Source organism: Bradyrhizobium sp. KB893862 SZCCT0404, from assembly GCF_018130885.1.
Classification (GTDB): Bacteria; Pseudomonadota; Alphaproteobacteria; order Rhizobiales; family Xanthobacteraceae; genus Bradyrhizobium; species Bradyrhizobium stylosanthis.
This window is the reverse complement of the sequence record NZ_JAFCLT010000007.1, coordinates 87,243-111,322: the sequence shown is the minus strand read 5'-3', so window position 1 is coordinate 111,322 and position 24,080 is coordinate 87,243. Positions and strand designations below refer to the sequence as shown.

Below are 24,080 nucleotides of genomic sequence, written 5' to 3'. Positions count from 1 at the left end.
CCCTTGCGGGAGAAGGTGGCGCGAAGCGCCGGATGAGGGGTGTGTCTCCCCAAACTCAGATCAGCGTTCGCGGAGAGATACCCTTCACCCGCCTCGCCGCTTCGCGGTGATCCACCCTCTCCCACAAGAGGAGAGGGGAAGGTGTCGCTCACATCCGCGCGACGGCCTTCTCGGCGCATTTGAGGAAGGTACCGATCAGCGGGCTGTGGGAATCCCGTCGCCAGCACACCGCGATGTCGAGGGAGTCGGTGGCTTCGCGCAGCGGCCTGAACACGATGCCGCGCGGCGCGCCGAGCTGCGCGCAGGCCGGCAGGATGGCGAGGCCTTCGCCCGCGAGCACCAGGCTCATCGCCGAATGCACCGTCTCGACGCGGCTCGCGATCGGCATCACCACCTGGTGCCGGCGGAGCAGGGGGACCACGGCGGACGATGCGGGACCGTGGTCCGGATGCGGGAGCGCGATCAGCGGACGGCCGTGCAATTTCGCCATTGGCACCGAGCTCAGGCGGGCGAGCGGCGAGCGGATCGGCATGGCCAGCATGAGGCGCTGCGTACCGATCCGCGCCACCTGGATCTCGGGATGGTTGATGGCCGGCATGCACAGCGCCACCGTGACGCTGCGATCGAGCACCCGGGCCTCGCGCGTCGAGGCGCTGAGCTCGGCGAATTCGAGGTCGACGCCGGGCACCGAGCGGCGCAGCTCGGGAATGAGCCGCGGCAGCATCGCATTCGCCAGCACGAACATGTAGCCGACCGACAGCCGGCCGCGCCGCCCCGCGGCGACCGCGCGCGCGGCTTCGGCACCGTCCGCCGCCAGCGCCAACGCCTCGCTGGCGCGTGCCAGCAGCGCCTGGCCCGCCTCGGTCAGGTCCATGCCGCGGGTGCCGCGGCGGAACAGCGGCGCGCCGATCTCGGCCTCGAGCTTGCGGATCTGCACCGAGAGCGGGGGCTGCGCCATCCGCAGCCGCTCGGCAGCCTTGCCGATGCTGCGCGTCTCGGCGACGGCGACGAAATAGCGGAGCCGGCGAAGATCCATTGGCATACCGAAAACGTATGGGTTGGCGTCAAAAATCGTATTGGACGGCGAGTTAACAAAACTGTCATTCTCGCTGTCAATGCCTGCCAACGGTGGCGGGCCTCCGGAGCGTGATGTCTCGATGAACGGCGATCCCTGTCTGTTGTCCGCAACCGAGCTGCGCGGCCTCGTCGCGACCAAGCAGATTTCCCCCGTCGAGATCGTGAGTGCCGTGCTCGCCCGCGCCGAGGCGCTGCAGGGCGAATTGAACTGCTTCATTACGATCTGCGGCGACGAGGCGCTTGTCGCCGCGCGGGAGGCCGAGCGCAAGGTGATGGCGGGCGAAGAGCTCGGCCTGCTCCACGGCATCCCCGTCACCGTCAAGGACATCGTCAACACCAGGGGCGTCAAGACCACTTTCGGCGCCGTGCCCTACAAGGACAATGTGCCGACCGAGGATGCCGTCGGCGTGGCGCGGCTGCGCAGCGCGGGCGCGATTCTGATCGGCAAGACCACGACGCCGGAATTCGGCAGCAAGTGCCTGACGGACTCGCCGCTGTTCGGCCGCACCCGCAACGCCTGGAGCGCGAAGCGTTCCTCCGGCGGCTCCAGCGGCGGCGCAGCCGTGGCGGTGGCAAGCGGCATCGCGCCGCTGGCGATCGCGACCGACGGCGGCGGATCGACGCGCATTCCGGCCGCTTGCAACGGCGTCGTCGGCCTGAAGCAGAGCAACGGCGTGATCCCGCACAGCCAGGCGCTCGACGCGTTCGGCAACCAGACCTACGTCACGCCGACCACGCGGACCGTCGCCGACACCGCGCTGATGATGCAGGCGATGGCGGGCGAGGACCCCATCGATCCCTGGTCGATCGGCATGCCCGTGCCCGATTTCATCGGCACCGCCGTCCCGCGCGGCGACCTGCGCGGGCAGAGGATCCTGTACTGCCTGACCCCGCCGGGCCGGCCGGCCTCCGCCGAGGTCGCCGCCAATTTCAAGGCCAGTCTCGACCGGCTGGCCGGGTTAGGGGCCGAGCTCGAGGAATTTTCCGCTGACGGTTTCGACATCGAGCCGATCTGGCGCGCCATCAACCACACTGTCTGGCGCACCCGTTTTGCCAAGCTCGCGGCCGAGCACGGGGAGGAGCTCAGCGAGGCCTTTCTCAAGCAGCTCGCGCTCGCCACCGAGGTCAGCGGCGTCGATTACCAGGAGGCAATGTTCGCGCGCACCGCGCTGTTCCGCCGCGTGCAATCGCTGCTTGCGCGCGGGCACTTCCTGGCGATGCCGACCCTCACGCGCACGGCGCTGCCGATCGAGCAGGATCTGTTCGGCACCATCGAGATCGACGGGGCGCATTTCGACAGCGTCCGGCCGCACTGGTTCCCCTGGACCATGCCGTTCAACATGACCGGGCATCCCGCGGTCAGCCTGCCCTCGGGCTTCGCCCGCGATGGCCTGCCGATCGGGCTCCAGCTCGTCGGCCGCTTCCGGGACGATGCTGAATTGCTGCGCGCGAGCGCGCTGTTCGAGGCCGCCAGTGGCCTTCTCTCCCGCTGGCCGGAATGACGACATGCGCAGGCCGCAAAGCCCTTGCCTCGGGCGCCCGGACATGTTGATCGTGCCGCAGGTTGGTCCTGAAGCCGAGCGCGCATGAGCGTCTTTGTCCTCCGACGTCTGTTGACCTTGCTGGCGACGCTGGTCGGCGCATCGTTGATCATTTTCCTGGTGCTGGACGCGCTGCCGGGCAACGCCGCGCAGATGCTGATGGGCGCCGACGCCTCGCCGGATGCGGTGCGCGCGCTCACCGTCAAGCTCGGGCTCGACCAGCCGCTGGCGGTCCGTTACCTGCAGTGGATCAGGGGTCTGCTCGTCGGCGATCTCGGCAACAGCTACGTCTACGGCACGCCGGTTGCCGGCCTGATCGCGGAGCGGCTGGTGCTGACCATTCCGCTCGCGATCATGGCGATGACGATCACCGTGACGCTGGCGCTCTCGGCCGGCATCTACACCGCCGCCAACCACAACAAGCTCGGCGACGTCGGCGTGATGTCGCTGACGCAAGTGGGCATCGCGCTGCCAAACTTCTGGTTCGCGATCCTGCTGGTGCTGCTGTTTGCGGTGCGGCTGCAATGGCTTTCGGCGGGCGGCTTCGCCGGCTGGGAGGACGGCGTCTGGCTTGGCGTCAGGTCGCTGCTCCTCCCGGCAGTGTCTCTGGCGGTGGTGCAGGCCGCGATCCTCGCCCGCGTCACGCGCTCGGCGGTTCTGGAAGTGCTGCGCGAAGATTTCGTGCGGACGGCCCGCGCGAAGGGGCTCGGCAAGCGCGAGGTGCTGTGGAGCCACGTGCTGCGCAACGCCATGATCCCCGTGATGACGGTGATGGGCCTGCAATTCGCCAATCTGCTCGCCGGCACCATCGTGATCGAGAACGTGTTCTATTTGCCGGGCCTCGGCCGGCTGATCTTCCAGTCGATCGCCAACCGCGATCTGATCGTGGTGCGCAATTGCGTGATGCTGCTTGCCGCCATGGTCGTCATCGTCAATTTCGTGGTCGACGTGCTCTATGCCTTCATCGATCCCCGTATCAAGGTCCACGACCTGTGAGCGCGCCCGTGACCATTGACGCCCCCGTCGCAGCGCGCCGTCTGCCGGCCAAGACCTTCTGGGGCCGGGCGCTGCGCCATCGCAGTTTCGTCCTCGGCGGCACGCTCAGCCTGCTGGTCCTTGCCTCGGCGCTGCTGTCGCTGGTCTGGACACCCTGGTCTCCCTACGAGATCGACATCGCTTCGAAGCTTCGGCCGCCGTCGGCGGCGCATTGGCTCGGCACCGATTCCTTCGGCCGCGACGTCGTCTCGCTGCTGCTCGCCGGCGCGCGCTCGACCATCATGGTCGGCATCATCGCGGTCAGCATCGGTCTCACCTTCGGCGTCTGCCTCGGTCTGATCGCCTCGGCCAGGCGCGGCTGGACCGAAGAAATCATCATGCGCTTCTCCGACTTCACCTTCGCCTTTCCGGCCGTGCTGTCCGCGATCATGCTCGCCGCGGTGGTCGGCCCCGGCATGGTGACCTCGATCGTCGCGATCGGCATCTTCCAGATCCCGACCCTGACCCGGCTGACGCGCGGCTCGGCCAACGCGATCTGGGCGCGCGAATTCGTGCTGGCCGCCCGCGCCTCGGGGAAGGGCAAATTCCGCATCACCGTCGAGCACGTGCTGCCGAACATCCTGTCGATCCTGATCGTGCAGGTCACCATCCAGTTCGCGCTCGCCATTCTCGCCGAGGCCGCGCTGTCCTATCTCGGTCTCGGCACGCAGCCGCCGCAGCCGTCCTGGGGGCGGATGCTGAACGACGCGCAGACGCTGCTGTTCCAGTCGCCGATGCTCGCGGTCTATCCGGGCGCTGCGATTGCCATCGCCGTGCTCGGCCTCAATCTCCTTGGTGACGGATTGCGCGACCTGCTCGATCCTCGGCTGGCACGGGAGCGATGACGATGGCTGAGCGCTCCGACATGCCGCTGATCGACGTCCAAAACCTCGGCGTCCGCCTCAACACCAGCCGCGGGCCGGCACAGGCCGTGCGCGGCGTCAGCTTCTCGCTCAAGCGCGGCGAGACGCTTGGGCTCGTCGGCGAGTCCGGCTGCGGCAAGTCGGTGACCGCATTGTCGCTGATGGGCCTGCTGCCGGACAGCGCGGTCGTGACCGGCAGCATCAAGCTCGACGGCAGCGAGCTCGCCGGGCTCGCGGATACGGACTATTGCCGTCTGCGCGGCAACCGCATCAGCATGATCTTCCAGGAGCCGATGACCGCGCTCAATCCGATGCACACGATCGGCAACCAGGTCGCCGAGCCGCTGCGGCGTCACAAGAAATATTCGGCAGCGCAGGCGCGGAAGGAGACGATCGCCTTGCTCGACCGCGTCGGGTTGCCCGATCCGGCGCGTCGCGTCGATGCCTATCCGCACCAGTTCTCCGGCGGTCAGCGCCAGCGCATCACCATCGCGATGGCGCTGGCCTGCGAGCCCGACCTCCTGATCGCGGATGAGCCGACCACCGCGCTCGACGTGACCATCCAGGGCCAGATCCTGGACCTCATCGCCGATCTCGTCGAGGAGCGCGGCATGTCGATGATCCTGATCTCACACGATCTCGGCGTCATCGCCGAGAACGTGCAGCGGATGATGGTGATGTATGGCGGTACCGTGATCGAGAGCGGACCGACCGACGAGGTGTTCCGCCGTATGGGACATCCCTACACGCAGGGCCTGTTCCGCGCCCGGCCGAAGCTCGGCGCGCGCAAGGGGACGCGGTTGAAGACGATCTCCGGCACCGTGCCCGAGCTCGCCGACCTCCCGGCCGGCTGCACCTTCTCCGAGCGATGTCCGCTCGTGATCGATGCGTGCCGCACCGCGCTGCCGCCGGTGGTCGAGGTGGGGCCCGGACATGGCGTGCGCTGCATCCGGACCGACGTCTCGATGGCTGCGAATGTCGGAGCGCTGTCCGCATGAGCACCGCACCGCTTCTCGATGTCAGGGATCTCGAACAGCGCTACATGCTGCCGCGGGAGAGCCTGTTCCGCCCGCCCGGTCAGGTGCGTGCGCTCAATGGTGTCAGCGTCCAGGTTCAGGCCGGCAAGAGCCTCGGCATCGTCGGCGAGTCCGGCTCGGGAAAGTCCACCTTCGCGCGCGTCGTGATGGCGCTGGAGCGGCCGACCTCGGGGCAGGTCGCGCTGCTCGGCCGCGATCTCAACCGCATCTCGGCGGGCGAGTTGCGCCGCGCCCGGCGCGATTTCCAGATGGTGTTCCAGGATCCCTATGGATCGCTGGATCCGCGCCAGACCATCGCGCGCATCGTCGCCGAACCTCTGACCGTGCTCGATGGCGCCGACCGCACCACTTTCCGCGACCGTGTTGCGGCCGTGCTGCGCCAGGTCGGCTTGCGCGATGCCGACATGGACAAATATCCGCATGAGTTCTCCGGCGGCCAGCGCCAGCGCATCGCGATCGCGCGGGCGCTGATCACCCAGCCCAAGCTGATCGTCGCCGACGAGCCGGTCTCCGCGCTCGATGTTTCCGTGCAGGCCCAGGTGCTCAACCTGATGCAGGACCTGCAGGAGCAGTTCGGCCTCAGCTACATCCTGATCAGCCACGACCTCGCCGTCGTGGACTATCTCTGCGACGAGGTCGCGGTGATGTATCTCGGCCGCATCGTCGAGCAGGGCCGCCCGGAGGATCTGTTCGAGCATTGTGCCCATCCCTACACGCGGGCTCTCCTGGACGCCGTGCCGCGGGCGCGCGCCGGGGGCGGCCGGCGCCGGCGCGGAGCACAGGCCATTGCCTCGCAATCGGCGGCCGCCAGCGGATGCCCCTATGTCGCACGCTGCCCGCTCGCCGACCAGCATTGCCGCGAAACCCCGCCTGAGCTACGCAGGGTGGGCGAAGGACACTTGGCCGCCTGCCACAAGGCGGAGGCTGTGATGGCGTTGCCGCAGGCGACCATGGAAGGTTAGTCTCCGCAGCAGGATTGGCACGGGTTCGGGATTAGAACAGGCCGGGGAGTTACGAGATGTTCAGGAAATTATCGATCGTCGCATTTGCCGCCGCGTTTCTCGCAGCGCCGCTGCCGGTTCTGGCACAAAGCAAGAAGGACAGCGTCGTCATGGCGATGGCGCTGGAGCCCCCGGGGCTCGATCCCACCAACGCCGCTGCGGCCGCGATCGCGGAGGTCACGCTCTACAACATCTACGAGACGCTGACCAAGATCAACGAGGACGGCTCGGTCTCGCCGCTGCTGGCCGAGAGCTGGACCGCTTCGCCCGACCTGAAGACCTATACGTTCAAGCTGCGCAAGGGCGTCAAATTCCAGAACGGCGAAGCCTTCGATTCCGCGGCCGTGAAGTTCTCGTTCGAGCGCAACGCAGCGCCGACCAGCACGAACAAGGACAAGAGCCTGTTCCAGGCCTTCGAAAAGGTCGAGACGCCCGACGCCGACACCGTCGTGATCACGGTGAAATATTCCGAGCCGAACCTCCCGTTCCTGCTCGGACAGGCCAGCGGCTCGATCGTCGAGCCGAAGAGCGCGCCCACCAACGTGACGCAGCCGGTCGGCACCGGGCCCTATCAGCTCGGGGCCTGGGCCAAGGGCTCCTCGATCACGCTGACCAAATGGGCCGATTATCGCAATGCCTCGACGGTCAAGCTCTCGAAGGTGACGATCCGCTTCATCTCCGATCCGGCGGCGCAGGTGGCGGCGCTGCTGTCGGGCGACGTCGATGCGTTCCCGCGCGTCGCCGCGGCGCGCGCCCTGGCGCAGTTCAAGGCCGATCCGCGCTTCACGGTGCTGGTCGGCGGCTCCAAGGCCAAGACCATCGTTGCGATCAACCATCGGAAGAAGCCGCTCGATGACGTCCGCGTGCGCCGCGCCATCCTTGCGGCGATCGATCGCAAGGCCATGATCGACGGTGCCGTCGACGGCTTCGGCACGCCGATCGGCAGCTTCTACGTGCCGGGTTCGCTCGGCTATGTCGACACCACCGGCGTCAACCCCTACGACCCCGAGAAGGCCAAGAAGCTCTTGGCAGAAGCCGGCGTCACCACGCCGCTCGAGCTCTCCCTCAAGCTGCCGCCGCCGTCCTATGCGCGGCAGGGCGGCGAGATCGTCGCGGCCCAGCTCGCCAAGGTCGGCATCGTCGCCAAGATCGAGAACGTCGAATGGGCGCAATGGCTGTCGCAGGTGTTTGCCGGCAATGGCCCGCATAATTTCGACCTGACCATCGTCAGCCATGTCGAGCCGTTCGACCTCGTCAAGATCACCGAGCCCGACTACTATCTCGGCTACAACAACGACGCCTTCAACGCGCTCTACAAGCAGATCGTGTCGACGCCGGACGAAGCCGCGCGCGCCAAACTGCTCGGCGACGCCCAGCAGAAGCTGGCCACCGACGCCGTCTCCGCCTACATGTACCAGCCGCAGCTCATCACCATCACCGGCAAGAAGCTGAAAGGCGTCTGGAAGGACGTGCCCCAGTACGAGAACGATTTCTCGACCTGGTACTGGGAGTAGGGTGGGCGACGGCGTCCTCGTCGTTCGAGGTGCGCGGTCCGTTGCTGTGCCCTCTCCCCTTGCGGGAGAGGGCAGCGACTCGGGTAGACACGGACTCGCTTGGGTGAGGGGTCTCTTTCCGCGAACGGCACTCTCTCATTTGACGAGCGGCTTCCTCCGTGGATGGAAGTCCTCATCCGGCGCTTCGCGCCACCTTCTCCCGCAAGGGGAGAAGGGAGGAAATGCGCGACGATTTCGGAATAATCGCACTATACCCCCGTTTTGCCCGACGAGTCAAACCGGCGCGCTGCCCCGGCGGCGCAAGTCGTTGATCCCATGGGCCCCGGCTACTGTGCATGGGGTTGTTTTCGCAGTTTTGGTTGAGGCGGCTCGTTATGCCGCCGCCGGCAGATCCGGATCGGCGATCGCCCCTGCGACGCGCACGCGGACGCGCAGGGCGTTGCCGGGCAGGTAGGCGATCGGCATGTCCTCGACGTCGACGGTCTTGAGGCTGTCGCGCGCGGCGCCGGCCTGGACGGCGCGGTCGGCGGCGATGTCGCGCGCCGCGGCGATGGCATCCTCGCGGCTGAGGTCGCGGAACACCTGGTCGGCTTCGCCGGAGACCTGCGCGATCGCGGCACCCACCGCATTGGCGCAGTCGCCATGCGGCACGCGGACGATCTCGGAAATGCCCGGCAGTCGGTCCGGCACCAGGAAGGCGCCGCCGCCGACCGCGAGCAGCGGCACGTCGCCGGCTTCGGTCTTCATGCGGTCGATGTCCTCCTCCAGCTTGCGCCAGGCATCGCGCATCGCGCCCTCGATCAGGCGCTTCGGCAGATTGGCGACGCGGGAGCGGTCGCCGATATCGATGAGGCCGGCCGCGACGGCAATGTCGGTGGCAGTGAGGCGCGCGCCGCCGAACACCAGCGCGTCCGACGTCAGGCGATAGCCGACGCTGAGCGGGCCGACGCGGACCGGGTCCTCGTCGACATGGCTGCCGCCGCCGAGCCCGATCGACAGCAGGTCGGGCATCCGGAACAGCGTGCGCACGCCGCCGACCTCGACCACGGCATTGGCTTCGCGCGGAAAGCCGTGACGCAACTGGCCGATGTCCGAGGTGGTGCCGCCGACATCCACGACCATGGCGTCGTCGAGGCCGGAGAGATGCGCGGCGCCGCGCATGGAGTTGGTGGCGCCGGAGGCGAAGCTCATCACCGGGAAGGCGGTGGCGATCTCGGCCTGCATCACCGTGCCGTCGTTCTGGGTCAGGAACAGCGGCGCGTCGATGCCGCTGTCGGCGATCGCCTTGCGGAAGGCGGCGACCGTGGTGACGGCGAGGTCGTGCAGGGAGGCATTGAGCAGCGCGGCGTTCTCGCGCTCGAGCAGGCCGATGCGGCCGAGATCGTGCGACAGCGTCACCGCGACGTCAGGGCAGATCTCGGTGAGGATCTCGCGCGCGGTGGTCTCGCAGGACGGATCGAGCGGGGAGAAGCTCGAGCACACCGCGACCGAGCGCAGGCCCTTGTCCTTGATCTTCCGCGCGGCGTCCTTGAGGCCGGCGACATCCAGCGGCATGAACGGACGGCCGTCATAGTCGTGGCCGCCCTCCAGCATGAAGATCTCGCCGTTGACGAGCGAGGCGAGATCGGTCGGCCAGTCGCAGAACGGCGGTAGCGAGGCGCTGGCGGGCATGCCGATGCGGATCGCGCCGATTTTCTGCACGTGACGGCGCTGCACCACCGCGTTGATGAAATGCGTGGTGCCGATCACGACCGCGTCGACCTTGACCGCGGCGGACGGCTCGGCGCGCAATGCCCTAAGCGCGTCGAGGATGCCCGAGGTCACGTCGGCCGTGGTCGGACGCTTGACGGAATGGACGACCTTCTCGTCGACGATCAGCACGGCGTCCGTGTTGGTGCCGCCGACATCGATGCCAATACGCTTCATGGGATCTTAAGCTCCAGCCGCAGCGGGCGAGAAGAGGGAATGGAAGTCGAGATCGTAGCCGAACGCGCGCGGGCCGACGAATTCGAGACCGCGCGGGCTCGTCAGCACCGGCGGCGCCGGCAGCGCCACCACGGTGACGCGCTGGCCGTAGCGGATGGTCTCGGTGCCGATGCCATGGCCGTTGACGCTGTCGAGCACGCAGATCAGGTCCGGCGACGTCGCGATGGCTTCTTCGTCGCGCCAGGCCACGATCCATTCGTTCTGGAACGAGAGTTTAAGCTTCGTGCCGCGATCGGCATCGCTGCCGTCGACCATGGCGGTGCCGCGCAAGAATCCTTCGGTGGTGCGGCGGGCGACGTCCACGATCTTGCCGGTGAACAGCTTCTTGCCGCCTTCGGTCGCGAGCAGCGCTGCGATCGGATCCTCGTGGCGGCGGTTGGCCTCCTGCACGGCACGGCCGATGCGGATCGCCTTGGTCGTGGTGAAGTGGATGCCCCAGTCCTTCACCTCGCGCCCGGTGCGCGGCGCCTTGCTGGTGGAGGCGATCGAACCCATCTCGACGCAGATCTTGCGGCTCGCCCGCTCCATCCATTTCCAGGTCGGCACCTTGGTTACGACCGCCTCGATGCCGCGGGGATCGTAGAGCGTGCAGGGATAGGGACGCAGGCCGCCGATCGCGACCGAGGTCATCTGCGCCTCGGGGAAGGCTCGGCCCATGCAGTCGGCGTCGATCACGGGAATGCCGAGATGGGCTGCCGCCATCAGCGCCTGCACGCCGTTGCCGCCGCCGATCTCCACCGACATCACGGCGCGGAACTTGATGTTGTTGATCTCTTCCTGCATGCGCACGGCGCGCGCGATGTTGCGGCTGTCGGCGAGGCGCTCCTGTCCGACCAGCGGCGCGCCCATGTTCGAGACCACCGCGACCCAGTCGTCGTCGTCGAGGTCGAGCGGCGACATCAATTGCACGCGGGTGCCCTCAGCATAGAGCCGGCGCAGGTTGAGCAGGCCGAGATAGGGGCTGCCGCCGCCGCCGGTGCCGAGGATCCAGGCGCCGACCGCGAGCGCCTCGATCTCGTCGAGGCTGATCGTCTTCAATTCTGCTTTGCTCACGACACCAGCTCCTCGACGATACGGGCCGCGGCGGCGATGCCGAGGATGACAGGGCCGGGATAGGCCGTGCGCACGCGCGCCTTGTTGGCACTGGTGTAGCTGATGCAGTCCATCACCACGAGATCAGGCTCGAGATCAGCCATCGTGCGCGCGGCGTCGTCGACCGCGGCATCGTCCGAGCCGGGACGCAGCGTGATGCCGACGACCTCGACGCCGTCGCGCTGCCATTTCTTGTCGATCAGTGCGGTCTGCTCGGGCAGTGGCGAAAACACGCCGAGCCGGCCCTTCGGCAGCACGGCCTCGACGAGGTTGTGCAGGACGGCCGAGGGCAGGATGACGAGACCGTCGGCCGCGAGGTTGGGGAATTTGCCGGTGCAGGCCATCAGCGTCACGCCGACGCCCTCGTGCTTGAAGCGGGTGATCTGCTGGCTCGCGCGCCGCTCGACCTCCTTCTTGCTGATGGTGACGCCGTCGCCACTCGGCAGCAGCGTGAACAGCGTATCGTATCCGTCCATCGGCGGAATGGCGTCGATCTCGGCGCGGCTCATGCCGTCGAGCGCGCCACGCAGCTCGATCTGGATGCCCGGCGACAGCACGGCGGCGATCTCGGCGGCGACGGTGGGGCGCGGGCTCTGGCCGATCACGACCACCCCGATGCGCTGGTGCTTCAATGGCATGTTCATGTCTAGTCCTTCAAGACGACGAGATCGGCCGGCGTCCATTCGAGTGTGACGCCGTTGCCGGGAACGAACAGGCAGCTCGTGCCTGCATTGGGCTGCTGCACGAGGACGCGATGGCCGCCCGCGAGTTCGATGCGGTAGAGCACGGCACCGCCGAGGAAGTTGGTGTTCTCGACGATGCCCTGGGCGGAGCTGCCGGCTGCGGCAGGCGTGTCACCGTGCGGCGACAGTCTGATCTTCTCGGGGCGAAGTGCGACGGAGAGCACGCCGGTGCCTTGCATCTCCGAGGGCGGCAGGGCGAGGATCACGCCCTTGCCGACATCGAGGTTCGTGCCGTTGCGCTCGCCGCGGAAGATGTTGGTGTCGCCGATGAAGTCGGCGACGAAGCGGGTCGTGGGCTGGTTGTAGATCTCGGTCGGCGTGCCGACCTGCTCGACGCGGCCGCCGTTCATAACGGCGATGCGATCGGACATCGCGAGCGCCTCTTCCTGGTCGTGGGTCACGAAGACCAGGGTGAGGCCGAGCTTCTTCTGCAGCTGCTTGAGCTCGAACTGCATCTGCTGGCGCAGCTTCTTGTCGAGCGCTCCGAGCGGCTCGTCGCAGAGCAGGACGCGCGGCGCGATGACGATGGCCCGCGCAAGCGCGACGCGCTGCTGCTGGCCGCCGGAGAGCTGCGCCGGGCGGCGGTCTTCCAGCCCGGACAGCTCGACCATGGCGAGCGCCGCCTTCACCTTGGCCGCAATGGTCGCCTTGTTGAGCCCGCGCATGCGCAGGCCGAAGGCGACGTTCTCGGCGACGGTCCGATGCGGGAACAGCGCGTAGTTCTGGAACACCATGCCCATGTCGCGCCTGTGTGCGGGCACATGGGTGATGTCGGCGCCGTCGACGCGGATCGCGCCCGAGCTCGGCGTCTCGAAGCCGGCGATCATGCGCAGCGTCGTGGTCTTGCCGCAGCCGGACGGGCCGAGCAGGGAGAAGAACTCTCCCTGCCGGATGTCCATCGCGACCGCGTCCACAGCGCGCACGCCGCCGTCATAGACCTTGCTGACGCCGGCGATCTCGATCGACGCGCTCATGCGCGGAAGATCCGGTTGACGCGCTGGTCGATCTCGTCCTTGCGCTCGTTGTACCACTTCCAGTCGACCTGGATCAGCTTCGAGACCTTCTCGGGCGTGGTGAGCAGCTTGGCGTCGTACTTGGCGTCGAGCTTCACCTTCTTGTTGGCCGGCGAATACCACACGGTCTCGGCGAGGCGCTTCTGCACCTCGGGCCGGAGCATGAAGTTGACGTAGGCGTTGGCCAGCTCCTTCATCTTGCTGCCGGGCGTGATGGTGAGGACCTGCTCCAGCGACAGCACGCCTTCGCTCGGCGAAACGAAGTCGGTCGGCTGGTTCTGGCCGTCGTAGCGATAGATGCCGGAATCGTGGATGACGCACATGCCGACTTCGCCCGACAGCAGCATCTTCTCCATCGCGCCGGTGAAATCGACGATCTTGATCGGCTTCAGCTTCTCCAGCGCGGCATAGGCCGCATCGAGATCGGTCTGGCCCTTGCCGAACAGCGTGCCGCACATCATCAGGAAGGCCTGGCCGAGGCTGTTGACGGGAATGACATAGCCGCCGCGCACGCCGTTGTACTTGGCGTCCCACAGATCCTTCCACGAGGTGACGCCGCTATAGCCCTTGTCGGTGCGCATGCCGAGGCCAATGGCGCTGGTGAAGATCGAGACGCCGACGATCTTGTCGCTGATGGCGTAGGGATAGACGTCGGCGAGGTTCGGCACGAGCTTGGGATCGATCTTCGGCTCGATCAGGCCCATTTCGGCCGCGGCCCATTGCTCGTTGGAATTGGTGTGCAGCACGTCGTAGATCGGCGCCGAGCGCGAGCTCGCCTGGAGCTTGGGAAGATAGGGGAAGGCGGAATCGGTCTGGAGCTTGCACTTGAACTCGCTCTCGAAGGCAGGGCCGATCTCGGCCTTCATGATGTCGCCCCACTTGCCGCCCCAGCCGGTGATGCGCAGCGTCGGATCGTCGGCGCGCGCGACGTAAGGCGCGGCGATCGTGCCGATGCCGAGCGAGGCGCTCGCGGTCAGAAAGCGGCGGCGGCTGAGCGGTCCCAAAGCTTTCATCATGTCTCGAATCCCTGAGGTTACAATGAGCGGTTACAATTTGACGTAGGAGCGCAGGCCGACGGTGCGGTCGAGCCCGATGACGACGACGAAGGCGAGCACGATCGAGACCACCGAGGCGGCGCCGATGGCGCCGTCCAGATCGAACTTGAGATAGTTGAACAGCGTGACCGGCAGCGTCTCGTTGCCGGGCGAAACCAGGAACAGCGACACCGGGAACTGGTCGAACGAGACGATGAAGGCGAAGATCGCACCTGCGAGCACGCCCGGCTTGATCAGCGGCAGCGTGACCTCGAAGAAGGTGCGCACGGGGCTCGCGCCGAGATTTTGTGCGGCTTCCTCGAGGCGCAGGTCGAAGTTGTGAAGCACCGCGAGGGTGGTGCGCACGACGTAAGGCAGCGTCACCAGCGTGTGGCCGGCAACGAGACCCCAGGTCGGCCGGCCCACGTCGAGCAGCACATAGGTCTGGAACAGCGCAAGTCCCGTGAGGATCGCCGGCAGCATCAGGGGCGAGAGCATGGTCGCCACGATCAGCCGCGCGCCGGGCAGATTGCCGCGCGCGAGCGCCAGTGCCGCGGAGGCGCCCAGCGCGGTTGCCGACAGCGTGGTGAGCACGGCGACTTCGAGGCTGAAGCCGAGCGCGTGCATGAAGTCGCGCGAGGCGAAGAACTTCTCGAACCAGCGCAAGGACACGCCGACCGGCGGAAACTGGATGAACGGCGTCGGGTTCAGCGCGAACACGACCACGATCGCGATCGGCGCCAGCAGGAAGACCAGGATGGCGATGTTGATCGCGAGGTAGAGGTAGCGGCCGTAAGGCCGCGCGGGTCCGGGCGCGCGCACGGACGCCGTCTGCCGTGCCGCGGGGAGCGAGGGTGAGGCTGTGGTTTGCATCGCTGGCCTCACTGCAATTCGCGCTGGCCGGAGACGAGGCCGAGTGCGCGGTTATAGGCGACGACGAGCAGCAGCGAGATCACGAGCAGCACGATGCCGAGCGCTGCGGCGAAGCCGACGTTGAAGTTCGCGGAGATCTGCTGGTAGATCAGGATCGGCAGCGTCATGATCTGGAAGCCGCCGAGCAGGATCGGCGTGACATAGGCGCTGATCGCCAGCGCGAACACGAGAAGCGAGCCGGCGAGGATGCCGGGCAGGCTGAGCGGCAGCGTCACTTCGAGGAAGGCGCGCAAGGGGCTGGCGCCGAGATTTTCCGCGGCCTGCTCCAGCCGCTCGTCGATGCGGCCGATCACGCCGGTGAGCGTCAGCACCATGAAGGGGACGTAGATATGGACGAGCCCGACCACGATGCCGGTCTCGGTGTACATCAGCTTGAGCGGCTGGGAGATGAGGCCGAGCGACATCAGGGTCTCGTTGACCACGCCCTTGTCGGACAGCAGTGTCATCCAGGCGAAGGTGCGCACCACGATGCCGGTCAGCATCGGTGCGAGAACGGCCATCAGCAGCAATGCGTGACCGGTGCGGCTCTTGATCCGCGCCATCCAGTGCGCCAGCGGATAACCGATCGCGAGCGCGACCAGCGTGGTCACGAGCCCGATCCGGATCGTGGTCCAGATCACCTCGAGATAAAAGGGATCGCCGATCATGCGGACGTAATGACGCGTGGTGAAGGCGACCTTCGGCATCACCACCGGGTTGCCGGTGAGCACGCTCATCACCGCCATCAGCCCGATCGGCAGAAAGAAGAACAGCGCAAACAGCAAGGCGCTCGGAAGGATGAAGAGCGCAAGACCGTTGGGGCGTGTGGCGGCAGTGCTGTTCATCGTGTCCCCGTCTGGATGCGCGCGGCGTCCTGGTCGGACGGATCGCCGGTCATCCGGCGGAGCTTGGCGGCCATCGCCGCAAGCTCGCGCCGGACATTGGCGCGCTCGGCGGCGGTGGTGGCCTGCACGGAATAGGACACCGCGATCCCGATCATCTCGCCGGTCTCGCCGCTCTTCAGCGCAAAGCCTTGCGAGCCGACGCCCTCGATCGATTCGTCGGCCGCCTCGGATACGCCGGTGCGGCGGATCTCGTCGAGCCGCGTCATCAGCTGCTTGAAGCTCTGCGGCGAGTTGCGCGGCAGCTTGGGGTAGGCCGCGGGGACGCGTGCGCGGATGTCCTCGTCGGAGAGACGCGCCAGCATGGCGCGGCCGTTCGAGGTCGCAAGCGCTGGTGTGCGCTGGCCCGGCGGATTGACGACGCGCAGGGGATTGGAGCCCGGCACGATTCTCAGCACCACCTGCTCGTACCCGTCGAGCACGGCGATGTAGCCGGTGTGCCCGGTGCGCGCGCAGACCTCGCGCAATTCGCGCTCGGCCATGCTGATGAGATCGTCATGGGCGCGGTGCAGCCGGCCGAGCTCGAACGTAAGCAGCCCCGGCCGGTAGCGGCGCGTGTGCGGATCCTGCTCGAGCAGGCCGCAGTCGCGCAACGAGCGTAAGAGCCGCGAGGTCGAGCTCTTCGGCTTGCCGGTCAGCGCCATCACATCCGCGAACGACAGGTCCGGTCGCGCGCTGGAGAAGCAGCGGAGGATCTCGATCGCGTTGGTGAGAGCGCTCATGAATGCGGGTCCAAGGTAGTTCCATATTTCGGAACCTTGTCCCAAATTCTAAGCCTGGCGCGGAAACGGGCAAGCGGAAATTTCGCGCAGGCTGGCGCCCGATTGCGCAGCTGTGGCGGAAGGTCGCGTGTTGGCGTGGGAGGCGGCGCACCGGCTAAGACGGTGCGCCGCCTGTTGGGGATCAGGCCGCTTCGGCGGCGACGTTGCCGATCCAGCCGTGGGCGAGCGTCACGTCGGCCTGCGACAGTTGATGGCCGACTGGCAGGACCTTGTGCGTCACGCTGGCGGCGGCTTGCGACAGCAGCGTCGCGAGTCGCGCCGAATTGCTCGCCGGCACGATCGGATCAGCCTGCCCGGACAGCAGCAGCACCGGCTTGCCGCCTAGCTCCGCCTTGGGCGGATCCGACAGCGGCACCATGGCGCGCAGCAGCACCGCACCTGCGAGCACATCCGGCCGCAGCAGCAGCAACGCCGCCGCGATGTTGGCGCCGTTGGAGAAGCCGACCGCAACCGGCGCCGCGATGCCGTATTGCTTGCGCGCATCGGAGACGAAGTCCCCAAGCTCAAGCGCCCGGCGGCGCACGTCGTCCTCGTCGAACACGCCTTCGGCGAGACGGCGGAAGAAGCGCGGCATGCCGTGTTCGAGCACTCGGCCGCGCGGCGAGAGCAGGGCGGAGCCGGGCGAGATCATCTTGCCGAGCCCGAGCAGGTCGTTCTCGTCGCCGCCGGTGCCGTGGAGCAGCAGGAGCGGAGCGGAGCCCGCTCTGGTCGCGGGCTCGAAGCGATGGATGAAGCTATTTTCGGTCATGACACGCTTTCTTCGAGGCTCGGCAGAACGTCCTCGATCTGCTTGCGATGCTGCTCGAGGAAGACGGGCAGCTTCAGGTCACGTCCCAGCGTCGCGACGGGTTCATCGACGGCGAAGCCGGGGATGTCGGTTGCGATCTCGAACAGCACGCCGCCGGGCTCGCGGAAGTAGATCGAGCGGAAGTAGTTGCGATCCCTCTGCTCGGTCGGGTGCAGGCCGTGATTGGCGACGAGCTTCTGAGCCATCGTGCCCTGTTCGGCGTCATCCGCCGCGCGGAAGGCGATGTGATGGACGGAGCCGCCACCCTGGTGCCCGCGCAAGAATCCCTTGGCTTCGTAGATGTCGACGACGCTGCCTTCGGCATCGCCCGACGCCTTGAAGCGGATCACCGAACCTTCGCGGCCGGTCTCCTTGAAGCCGAACACGTCGGTGAGCACGGCGGCGGTCTTCGCGGCGCTGTCGAGCAGCAGGGTCACGCCATGGAAGCCGCGGATCGCATGCTCGGCCGGCACGTCGCCATTGCTCCAGCCGGGCTCGTTCTCGGCGCCGGGGACGCCGACGAGCGCGAGCGCCATGCCATCGGGATCGGTGAACGGCAGCACGGATTCGCCAAAGCGCTTCTCAAGCGCCTCATAGGCGATGCCCTTCTCGGTGAAGCGCTGGGTCCAGTAGCCGAGCGAACGCTGCGGCACACGGAAGGCGGTCTGGTGGGTTTCGCCGACGCCACGGCGGCCGGGACCGACACCTGCCCAGGGAAAGAAGGTCAGGATGGTACCGGGGCGGCCGGTCTCGTCGCCATAATAGAAGTGATAGGTGCCGGGATCGTCGAAATTGACCGTCTTCTTGACGAAGCGCAGGCCGAGATCCCGGGTGTAAAAGCCGAAGTTGCGGATGGGGTCGCCGGCGATCGCGGTGACATGGTGCAGTCCAGACATTGTCGTCCTCCAGAAATCGGGGAGCGGTCTTGCTCTCTGCCCGGAAATATCGTTCCGCTTTGGATTGGAGACAATCCATGCAAATATGACGGCTATGTCTACGATTTGGAAACAATCGGGCGGGCCGGGCCTTGGATAAGGTCGCGAGCCTCCGGGCCTTCGTGAAGGTGGTCGAAAGCGGCAGCTTTGCCGAGGCGGGCCGCCAGTTGCGGCTGTCGCGCTCGGCGATCAGCAAGTACATCGCCGACCTCGAAGAGAGCCTCGGCGTCCAGCTATTGAACCGGACCACGCGGCACGCCAGCCCGACCGAGAACGGCCAGCGCTATTTCGAACGCGCGCTCGTGATCCTCTCGGAGATCGAGGCGGCGGACCAGGCGGTGACGCAGGCCCAGTCGGCGCCGCGGGGACTGCTGCGCGTCAACGCGCCGATGTCGTTCGGCACGATGCGGCTGGGGCCGGTGCTCGCGGATTTCATGGCGCGCTATGGCGAGCTTCAGCTCCAGATCGTGCTCAGCGACGATCTGCTCGATCCCGTTCAGGACGGCTTTGACGTGACCTTGCGGATCGCGGAACTGGAGTCCTCGAGCCTGATCGCACGAAAAATCATGCCGGTGGCGCGCATGATCTGCGCCTCTCCGGATTATCTCGCGCGGCACGGCACGCCCAGGCATCCGCAGGATCTGCGCGAGCATGCATCGCTGACCTACGGCTTCCTGCTCACCGGCAACCAATGGAAGCTCACCGGCGCGGACGGCGATCACTGGATCCAGCCGGCCTGGTCGCTCTGCGTCAACAATGCCGAGGTGCTGCGCGACGTCGCGATCAAGGGCAGGGGGCTCGCGCTGCTGCCGGAGTTCATCGCGACTGACGCGCTACGGAGAGGCGAGCTGCGGACGGTGCTGAATGACTACTCCGCGCCGCCGCTGGCGCTCTACGCGGTGTATCCGCCGACGCGGCATCTGTCGGTGAAGGTGCGGCTGTTTATTGATTTTCTGGTGGAGCGGTTCGGGCGGGAGGAGGAGGCATCAAGCCAGAGGACGTGATCCGTCCGGTTCGTCGTCCTATTTCTTGCCGTCGAGAAACTGGCGCACTGCCTTCACGGTTGCCTCTGGTTGCTCCTCCATCAACCAGTGTCCGGCGTCCGGAATGACGACCTCGGTAACGTCAGTCGCAGCGTTGCGCATCACGACGGCTTCCATCTTGCCGAACGACTTCTCGCCGCCGACGGCCAGCACGGGAATGGTCAGCTTGGTCGCGATCGCTTTCTTGTTGTCGTCCGCGTCAGTGCGGATCGCCCTGAACTGGGCAAATGCAGCGCGCATGGCGCCGGGGCGAGCATAGATCTCAGCGTAATGCCGGCGAGTCGCCTCCGTGATCTTCGAGGGCGTACCGGCGAAATCATTCCAGAAGCGGTCGAGATAGATGCGCTCGCGGCCCTTGACCAGCCGCTCCATGTCGGGGCCTCCGAGATCGAAATGCCACAGCAGCGGGCTGCGAACGACCTCGTCCCACGGCGGCACGCCGGGCACCGGGGCATCCATGACGACCAGCTTCTCGGTCATGTCGCGATACCGGGCCGCATAGGCATAGGCCACCATGGTGCCGATGTCGTGTCCGATGACGACGGCTTTCTCGATACCGAGCGACTGGAGGACGGCGCGCATGTCCGCGGCCTGGCCCCATTTGTCGTAGCCCTTGTCGGGCTTGTCCGAGAGGCCCATGCCGCGCAGATCAGGCACAACGACGGTGTGATCGCGCGCAAGGTCCGCGCCGAGCCTGGCCCACATGTCGCCGGTGTCGCCGAAACCGTGGATCAGGATGACGGCCGGCCCTTTGCCGCCGACACGGACATGGATCTGCGCGCCGTTGGCAGGGATCATTTTGGTCTTGAAGGCGGAGGGGAACGCTTCCTCGGCCGCCGCGGCAGGCGCGAGCAGCATGAGCAGAATGGCGAGACATCTTGCGCGCAAGGGCACCCCCTATCGTCCTGAACGTCAGTGAGTGTCCGTACCCTGCTCCGCCGGCCGGAGCAACTCATACAGCGCGCTCATCGAGGCCTTCTGAAGCGCGGCGAGCTCGCGTGCGGCGCTCTGGTGCTCGGGCGGGGACATCGATGGCGCGGCCAGCTCGACCTCGCGGCAGCGCTCGAACAGGCGCACGAGGCCCAGCGCGCCGGCGGCACTGCCGAGCTGATGTGTCAGGCGCGCGAACTGCTTGTGATCGCCGACCGCTGCGGCCTTGGCGATGTCCTCGATCAGCCTGTCGCTGGTCTCCTGCAGCAGATCGTGGAGCTTGGAGATTTGCGTGGGGCCGAGCAGTTCCTTCTGGTCGTCGAGGAAATGCCGGTCGATCAGCGCGCCTGTGGCGAGCTGGGCGGCGGCCGGCTCGTCCTTTGTGTCCTCGAGCGCTTCGCGCAGCGCATTGATCAGGATCGGCTTGCTGACGACCTTGGCGATGCCCGCGCCGGTGAGCCGCTCACGGGCGCGGCTGGAAACGTCGGCGGTCACGGCGATGATGCGCGGCTTCTTCGGCAGATCGAGCTTGCCGATCCGCGAGGCCGCTTCGACGCCGTCCATGTCGGGCATGTGAAGGTCCATCAGGATGACATCGAAGGCCTGATCGCGGGCAAGCGCAACGGCGGAGGCGCCGTTGCCGGCGAGGGTGGGGCGATGGCCGAGCCGGTTCAGAATGGCTTCGCCGACCTCGCGATTGACGGGATCGTCGTCGACCAGCAGCACGCGAAGCTGCCGCGACGGCGGCGGCAGCGCGCCTTGTGCGATACCGCTCGCGGCGCGGCCGAGCGGCACTTCGAGCGTGAAGGTGCTGCCATGGCCCGGCGTGCTTTCTACCGTCAGCTCGCCGCGCATCAGACGCGTGAGGCGGCGCGCGATCGCAAGGCCGAGGCCGGTGCCGCCGAATCGCCGCGCGATGCTGTCGTCGGCCTGCACGAAATCTTCGAAGATGCGTTCATGCATGTCGGGTGCGATGCCGATGCCGGTATCGCGGACCGTGATGCGCAGGAGAACGTGATCGTCATGCGGCTCGGCCATCGCGTTCAGGCCGATCCCGCCGCGCGGGGTGAACTTGATGGCATTGCCGATCAAATTGAGCAGGATGCGGTTGAGCCTGACGGGATCGCCGTGCACCGACGCGCTGACCGTGGCATCGCAGGCGAGGTCGAAGGAGAGGCCCTTGCCGAAGGCCTGCGGACGCATCAGGTCGGCGGCGGTCTCGATCAGCTGGTCGAGGCGGAAGTCGCGCGTTTCCAGCGCCTCGGTGCTGGCCTCGAGGCGCGCATATTCCAGGATCGCATCGACCAGTGCGATCAGCGTTTCGCCCGATGCCGCCGCAGTCGCGAGGTGGCGGCGCTGGGGCTCGCTGAGGCTGCCGTCGTCGAGCAGTTGCAGCACGCCCATGACGCCGTTCAGCGGCGTGCGCAATTCGTGGCTGACGACCGCGAGAAAGCGCGACTTGGTTTCGTTGGCCTGCACGGCAATGCTGCGGGCGCGCTCGGCGGCATCGTGCTCGGCGAGGGCCTGATCGCGCGCCTTCTCCAGCTCCGAGGTCCGTTCGGTGACCTTGCGCTCGAGCGTCGCGTAGGAGTCGCGCAAGTGCGCGGCCATCAGGTTGAACTGGTCGCCGAGTGCCTCGAGCTCGTCGCCGGTCTTGATCGCGAGCCGCTGACCGAGATCGCCGCTGCCGATGCGCTTTGCCCCCTGCGTCAGCATCTGGATCGGCACGGTCATGCGCCGGCTGAGGAAGAGGGAAACCAGCACCGCACCGGCCAGGAGCACGACCAGGAGAAACGTGGAACGTCCGATCGATGCATAGATCGGCGCATAGGCTTCTGTAAGCGGAAGCTCGACGAACACCAGCCAGCCGAGCGAGGGCACCGTCGCATAGGTCGAGAGCACGCGCTGACCCGACAGGTCCTCCTTGACGAGGCCGCCCGACGGCGGGCCCACGCCGTCGAGCGCGGCGCGCACGTCCGCATGCCCCGAGAGATCGCTTCGTTGCAGCGCCGGCCACAGATCCGGATGCGCGATCAGGACTCCCATGCGGTCGACCACATAGGCCTTGCCGGTGTTGCCGACCCTGATCCCGGCGACGAGGTCCCAGATGAAGCGCAGATTGACTTCGGCGACGACGACATTCGGCTCGCGGCCGGTGCCGCGCGTGGCGATCGTCATGAACGGCTCGGTGTCGCCGAAGAAGTAGACCGGCCCGTAATAGGCGCGGCGTTCATTGGCGCCGCGGAAGGCGGACGAGGCGGAATGGTCGGTCTTGCTGCCGACCCTGTCCGCGACGCGGCGCGACACCCGCACCTGCTCGCGGCCCTGCGCGTCGAGCTCGGTGATCTCGGCGATCGCGGGCGAGAGCCGCAGCAGGCGGATGGCGTTCAGGCGATCGTCTTCGTTGGTCGAGAGCTCCGGAGGCAGGCGCGAGAGCCATCTGATCTGGCTCTCGATCTGGCCGACGAACTGGCCGATCTGGATCGCCGCGCTTGCGGCCTGCTCGCGCTGGGTGGCCGCGAGCAGTTGCTTCTGCTCGCGATAGGAGAACCAGACGTCGAAGCCGGTGTTGATGGCGAGGGCGGCAAAGGCGAGCGCGACGATCGAGTAGAGATATTTCCGGAATAGCCGGCCGGGGGGCGTCCGCAATTGTCCCTGGTCGGCCGGCTCGTTCACTCGCGGATCTCGTCGGCGCGCGCGAGCAGCGTGAACGGAATCGTCAGTCCGAGCGATCGTGCGACCGTGCGGTTGATCAGAAGCTCGTATTTGCGCGGCGATTGCACCGGCAGATCACCGGCCTTGGTGCCGCGCAGGATCAGATCGACATAATCCGCCGAGCGCACCTCGAGCGTCGGCCCGTAGCTCATCAGTCCGCCCGCATCCATGAAATAGTGAAACGGATAGATCATGGGGACGCGATATTTCGCCGTGGCCGCGATGATGGCCTGGCGGTTCACCACCAGGAAGCTGTCGACGAGCGAGATCATAGCCGCCTTGGGCGGCTCGGCAAAACGGCCGATCGCCTCGTCGACCTCCGCCGCCTTGCCGACGGGCGTGAGGACCACTTCCACGCCGGATGAAGCGGCCTCCTGCTCGAGCGAGTCGAGATAGTAGCGCCCGGCGCGAGGTGTCGTCGCCGGATTGAACAGCACGCCGACGCGCCGGATGTCAGGCACGGTCTCCTTGATGAGCTGAAGCCATTTGCCGCCCATCTCGGGGGTGCTGCTGGTGAAGCCCGTGACGTTGCCGCCGGGATGCGCGAGGCTCGCGACGAAGCCGTTGCCGACGGGATCGTTGGCGGTCGCGAAGACGATCGGGATCGTCTTGGTGGCCGCGAGCACGGCCGCGGTTTCGCCGGTCGAGCCGGTCAGGATGACGTCCGGCTTGAGATCGACGAGCTCCTGCACGGCGCTCTTCAGCTTGTCGGGCCCGCCGAAGCTCGAGCGGAGCTCTAAGCGGAAATTGACCCCTTCGACCCAGCCGCGCTGCCTCAGTCCCGCGACGAGACCGCCAAGCCGCGTGGTCGCGGCTTCGGTCATGCTTCGTTTGGTCAGTTCGTCGTCGAGCGACAATGCCGTCAGCGAGCCGACGATCCGGATGCGATCGCCCGTTGCGCCGAGCGCAAGGAAGCCCGCGGCAGTCGCCCCTGCAAGGCGAAGGAAATCGCGGCGGGCGACCGCCGGCACAGCGCGGGCAGAAGCGGGCCGCTCAATCATGAAATGTTTCGCAAAAGTTGTCCCTGCCGCTGTGCATATCCTGAAAGGCTAGCAATCACAATTGATGAAAGCAGGCTTATGAATGCTCATTCGCAGCCTTGGCAGCCCGGTACCGTAATCCTACGCGGGCAGGGCGT

The 24,080-nt window shown here is 66.9% G+C and carries 21 protein-coding genes; 7 read left to right on the top strand and 14 right to left on the bottom strand.

The window, feature by feature from the left end; all coding sequences use genetic code 11:
• Positions 1 to 148: 148 nt before the first annotated feature.
• Positions 149 to 1,036 (bottom strand): LysR family transcriptional regulator, encoded by an 888-nt coding sequence (locus JQ617_RS26075; protein ID WP_063694358.1) that lies wholly within the window; start codon positions 1,034 to 1,036, stop codon positions 149 to 151.
• A gap of 121 nt (positions 1,037 to 1,157) precedes the next feature.
• Between JQ617_RS26075 and JQ617_RS26070 the strand changes: the two genes are divergently transcribed.
• From JQ617_RS26070 to JQ617_RS26045, 6 genes are all read left to right on the top strand, one after another.
• Entirely contained in the window at positions 1,158 to 2,579 is a 1,422-nt protein-coding gene (locus JQ617_RS26070) for an amidase (protein WP_212028820.1), read from the top strand.
• An 84-nt stretch (positions 2,580 to 2,663) separates the two neighbouring features.
• Positions 2,664 to 3,614 carry an ABC transporter permease gene (locus JQ617_RS26065; protein WP_063694356.1) on the top strand — a complete coding sequence of 317 codons (951 nt, stop codon included), beginning with the start codon at positions 2,664 to 2,666 and terminating at the stop codon, positions 3,612 to 3,614.
• Positions 3,611 to 4,498, top strand: a complete 888-nt coding sequence (locus tag JQ617_RS26060) for an ABC transporter permease (RefSeq protein ID WP_212028819.1) — start codon at positions 3,611 to 3,613, stop codon at positions 4,496 to 4,498. Before JQ617_RS26065 ends, JQ617_RS26060 begins: the two co-directional genes overlap by 4 nt.
• 2 nt (positions 4,499 to 4,500) lie before the next feature.
• Entirely contained in the window at positions 4,501 to 5,514 is a 1,014-nt protein-coding gene (locus tag JQ617_RS26055) for an ABC transporter ATP-binding protein (RefSeq protein WP_212028818.1), read from the top strand.
• Positions 5,511 to 6,515, top strand: coding sequence for an ABC transporter ATP-binding protein (locus JQ617_RS26050; RefSeq protein ID WP_212028817.1), 1,005 nt, complete (start codon positions 5,511 to 5,513; stop codon positions 6,513 to 6,515). Before JQ617_RS26055 ends, JQ617_RS26050 begins: the two co-directional genes overlap by 4 nt.
• A 56-nt stretch (positions 6,516 to 6,571) precedes the next feature.
• Complete coding sequence (locus tag JQ617_RS26045) at positions 6,572 to 8,068, top strand: ABC transporter substrate-binding protein (RefSeq protein ID WP_212028816.1); 1,497 nt, start codon at positions 6,572 to 6,574, stop codon at positions 8,066 to 8,068.
• A gap of 372 nt (positions 8,069 to 8,440) precedes the next feature.
• Here JQ617_RS26045 and JQ617_RS26040 read toward each other — a convergent pair whose 3' ends face one another.
• The 10 genes from JQ617_RS26040 to JQ617_RS25995 form a co-directional block, all read right to left on the bottom strand.
• Positions 8,441 to 9,994, bottom strand: a complete 1,554-nt coding sequence (locus tag JQ617_RS26040; protein ID WP_212028815.1) for a hydantoinase/oxoprolinase N-terminal domain-containing protein — start codon at positions 9,992 to 9,994, stop codon at positions 8,441 to 8,443.
• Between the two features lie 6 nt (positions 9,995 to 10,000).
• Complete coding sequence (locus JQ617_RS26035) at positions 10,001 to 11,107, bottom strand: S-methyl thiohydantoin desulfurase family protein (protein WP_212028814.1); 1,107 nt, start codon at positions 11,105 to 11,107, stop codon at positions 10,001 to 10,003.
• Entirely contained in the window at positions 11,104 to 11,790 is a 687-nt protein-coding gene (locus JQ617_RS26030) for an AroM family protein (RefSeq protein WP_063694349.1), read from the bottom strand. Before JQ617_RS26030 ends, JQ617_RS26035 begins: the two co-directional genes overlap by 4 nt.
• Before the next feature lie 2 nt (positions 11,791 to 11,792).
• On the bottom strand, positions 11,793 to 12,863 hold the full coding sequence (locus tag JQ617_RS26025) for an ABC transporter ATP-binding protein (protein WP_212028813.1): 1,071 nt from the start codon (positions 12,861 to 12,863) through the stop codon (positions 11,793 to 11,795).
• On the bottom strand, positions 12,860 to 13,918 hold the full coding sequence (locus tag JQ617_RS26020) for an ABC transporter substrate-binding protein (protein ID WP_212028812.1): 1,059 nt from the start codon (positions 13,916 to 13,918) through the stop codon (positions 12,860 to 12,862). The genes JQ617_RS26025 and JQ617_RS26020 overlap by 4 nt, the downstream gene beginning before the upstream one ends.
• 30 nt (positions 13,919 to 13,948) lie before the next feature.
• A complete protein-coding gene (locus JQ617_RS26015) occupies positions 13,949 to 14,809 on the bottom strand; it encodes an ABC transporter permease (RefSeq protein WP_249157565.1) in 861 nt (286 codons plus the stop codon).
• A gap of 8 nt (positions 14,810 to 14,817) precedes the next feature.
• Complete coding sequence (locus JQ617_RS26010; RefSeq protein ID WP_212028810.1) at positions 14,818 to 15,693, bottom strand: ABC transporter permease; 876 nt, start codon at positions 15,691 to 15,693, stop codon at positions 14,818 to 14,820.
• Positions 15,690 to 16,472 (bottom strand): IclR family transcriptional regulator, encoded by a 783-nt coding sequence (locus JQ617_RS26005; RefSeq protein WP_212028809.1) that lies wholly within the window; start codon positions 16,470 to 16,472, stop codon positions 15,690 to 15,692. Before JQ617_RS26005 ends, JQ617_RS26010 begins: the two co-directional genes overlap by 4 nt.
• Before the next feature lie 181 nt (positions 16,473 to 16,653).
• A complete protein-coding gene (locus JQ617_RS26000) occupies positions 16,654 to 17,280 on the bottom strand; it encodes an alpha/beta hydrolase (protein WP_212028808.1) in 627 nt (208 codons plus the stop codon).
• Positions 17,277 to 18,215, bottom strand: a complete 939-nt coding sequence (locus JQ617_RS25995; protein WP_212028807.1) for a ring-cleaving dioxygenase — start codon at positions 18,213 to 18,215, stop codon at positions 17,277 to 17,279. The genes JQ617_RS26000 and JQ617_RS25995 overlap by 4 nt, the downstream gene beginning before the upstream one ends.
• 131 nt (positions 18,216 to 18,346) lie before the next feature.
• On the opposite strand from JQ617_RS25995, the gene JQ617_RS25990 reads away from it, so the two are divergent.
• The gene (locus tag JQ617_RS25990) at positions 18,347 to 19,258 is read left to right on the top strand and encodes a LysR family transcriptional regulator (RefSeq protein WP_212028806.1); all 912 of its coding nucleotides are present in this window, start codon (positions 18,347 to 18,349) and stop codon (positions 19,256 to 19,258) included.
• Between the two features lie 18 nt (positions 19,259 to 19,276).
• Here JQ617_RS25990 and JQ617_RS25985 read toward each other — a convergent pair whose 3' ends face one another.
• From JQ617_RS25985 to JQ617_RS25975, 3 genes are read right to left on the bottom strand one after another with little or no spacing between them, the layout of a single operon-like run.
• Entirely contained in the window at positions 19,277 to 20,155 is an 879-nt protein-coding gene (locus tag JQ617_RS25985) for an alpha/beta fold hydrolase (protein ID WP_212029058.1), read from the bottom strand.
• Between the two features lie 54 nt (positions 20,156 to 20,209).
• On the bottom strand, positions 20,210 to 22,903 hold the full coding sequence (locus tag JQ617_RS25980; protein WP_212028805.1) for a hybrid sensor histidine kinase/response regulator: 2,694 nt from the start codon (positions 22,901 to 22,903) through the stop codon (positions 20,210 to 20,212).
• The gene (locus tag JQ617_RS25975) at positions 22,900 to 23,943 is read right to left on the bottom strand and encodes an ABC transporter substrate-binding protein (protein WP_212028804.1); all 1,044 of its coding nucleotides are present in this window, start codon (positions 23,941 to 23,943) and stop codon (positions 22,900 to 22,902) included. Before JQ617_RS25975 ends, JQ617_RS25980 begins: the two co-directional genes overlap by 4 nt.
• Positions 23,944 to 24,080 lie beyond the last annotated feature (137 nt).

Excerpts from the sequence above, each read along its gene's own strand:
- JQ617_RS26075 (WP_063694358.1), bottom strand. The coding sequence starts at position 1,036 with ATGGATCTTCGCCGGCTCCGCTATTTCGTCGCCGTCGCCGAGACGCGC.
- JQ617_RS26070 (WP_212028820.1), top strand. The coding sequence starts at position 1,158 with ATGAACGGCGATCCCTGTCTGTTGTCCGCAACCGAGCTGCGCGGCCTC.
- JQ617_RS26065 (WP_063694356.1), top strand. The coding sequence starts at position 2,664 with ATGAGCGTCTTTGTCCTCCGACGTCTGTTGACCTTGCTGGCGACGCTG.
- JQ617_RS26055 (WP_212028818.1), top strand. The coding sequence starts at position 4,501 with ATGGCTGAGCGCTCCGACATGCCGCTGATCGACGTCCAAAACCTCGGC.
- JQ617_RS26050 (WP_212028817.1), top strand. The coding sequence starts at position 5,511 with ATGAGCACCGCACCGCTTCTCGATGTCAGGGATCTCGAACAGCGCTAC.
- JQ617_RS26045 (WP_212028816.1), top strand. The coding sequence starts at position 6,572 with ATGTTCAGGAAATTATCGATCGTCGCATTTGCCGCCGCGTTTCTCGCA.
- JQ617_RS26040 (WP_212028815.1), bottom strand. The coding sequence starts at position 9,994 with ATGAAGCGTATTGGCATCGATGTCGGCGGCACCAACACGGACGCCGTG.
- JQ617_RS26030 (WP_063694349.1), bottom strand. The coding sequence starts at position 11,790 with ATGAACATGCCATTGAAGCACCAGCGCATCGGGGTGGTCGTGATCGGC.
- JQ617_RS26025 (WP_212028813.1), bottom strand. The coding sequence starts at position 12,863 with ATGAGCGCGTCGATCGAGATCGCCGGCGTCAGCAAGGTCTATGACGGC.
- JQ617_RS26020 (WP_212028812.1), bottom strand. The coding sequence starts at position 13,918 with ATGATGAAAGCTTTGGGACCGCTCAGCCGCCGCCGCTTTCTGACCGCG.
- JQ617_RS26015 (WP_249157565.1), bottom strand. The coding sequence starts at position 14,809 with ATGCAAACCACAGCCTCACCCTCGCTCCCCGCGGCACGGCAGACGGCG.
- JQ617_RS26010 (WP_212028810.1), bottom strand. The coding sequence starts at position 15,693 with ATGAACAGCACTGCCGCCACACGCCCCAACGGTCTTGCGCTCTTCATC.
- JQ617_RS26005 (WP_212028809.1), bottom strand. The coding sequence starts at position 16,472 with ATGAGCGCTCTCACCAACGCGATCGAGATCCTCCGCTGCTTCTCCAGC.
- JQ617_RS26000 (WP_212028808.1), bottom strand. The coding sequence starts at position 17,280 with ATGACCGAAAATAGCTTCATCCATCGCTTCGAGCCCGCGACCAGAGCG.
- JQ617_RS25995 (WP_212028807.1), bottom strand. The coding sequence starts at position 18,215 with ATGTCTGGACTGCACCATGTCACCGCGATCGCCGGCGACCCCATCCGC.
- JQ617_RS25985 (WP_212029058.1), bottom strand. The coding sequence starts at position 20,155 with ATGCTGCTCGCGCCTGCCGCGGCGGCCGAGGAAGCGTTCCCCTCCGCC.
- JQ617_RS25975 (WP_212028804.1), bottom strand. The coding sequence starts at position 23,943 with ATGATTGAGCGGCCCGCTTCTGCCCGCGCTGTGCCGGCGGTCGCCCGC.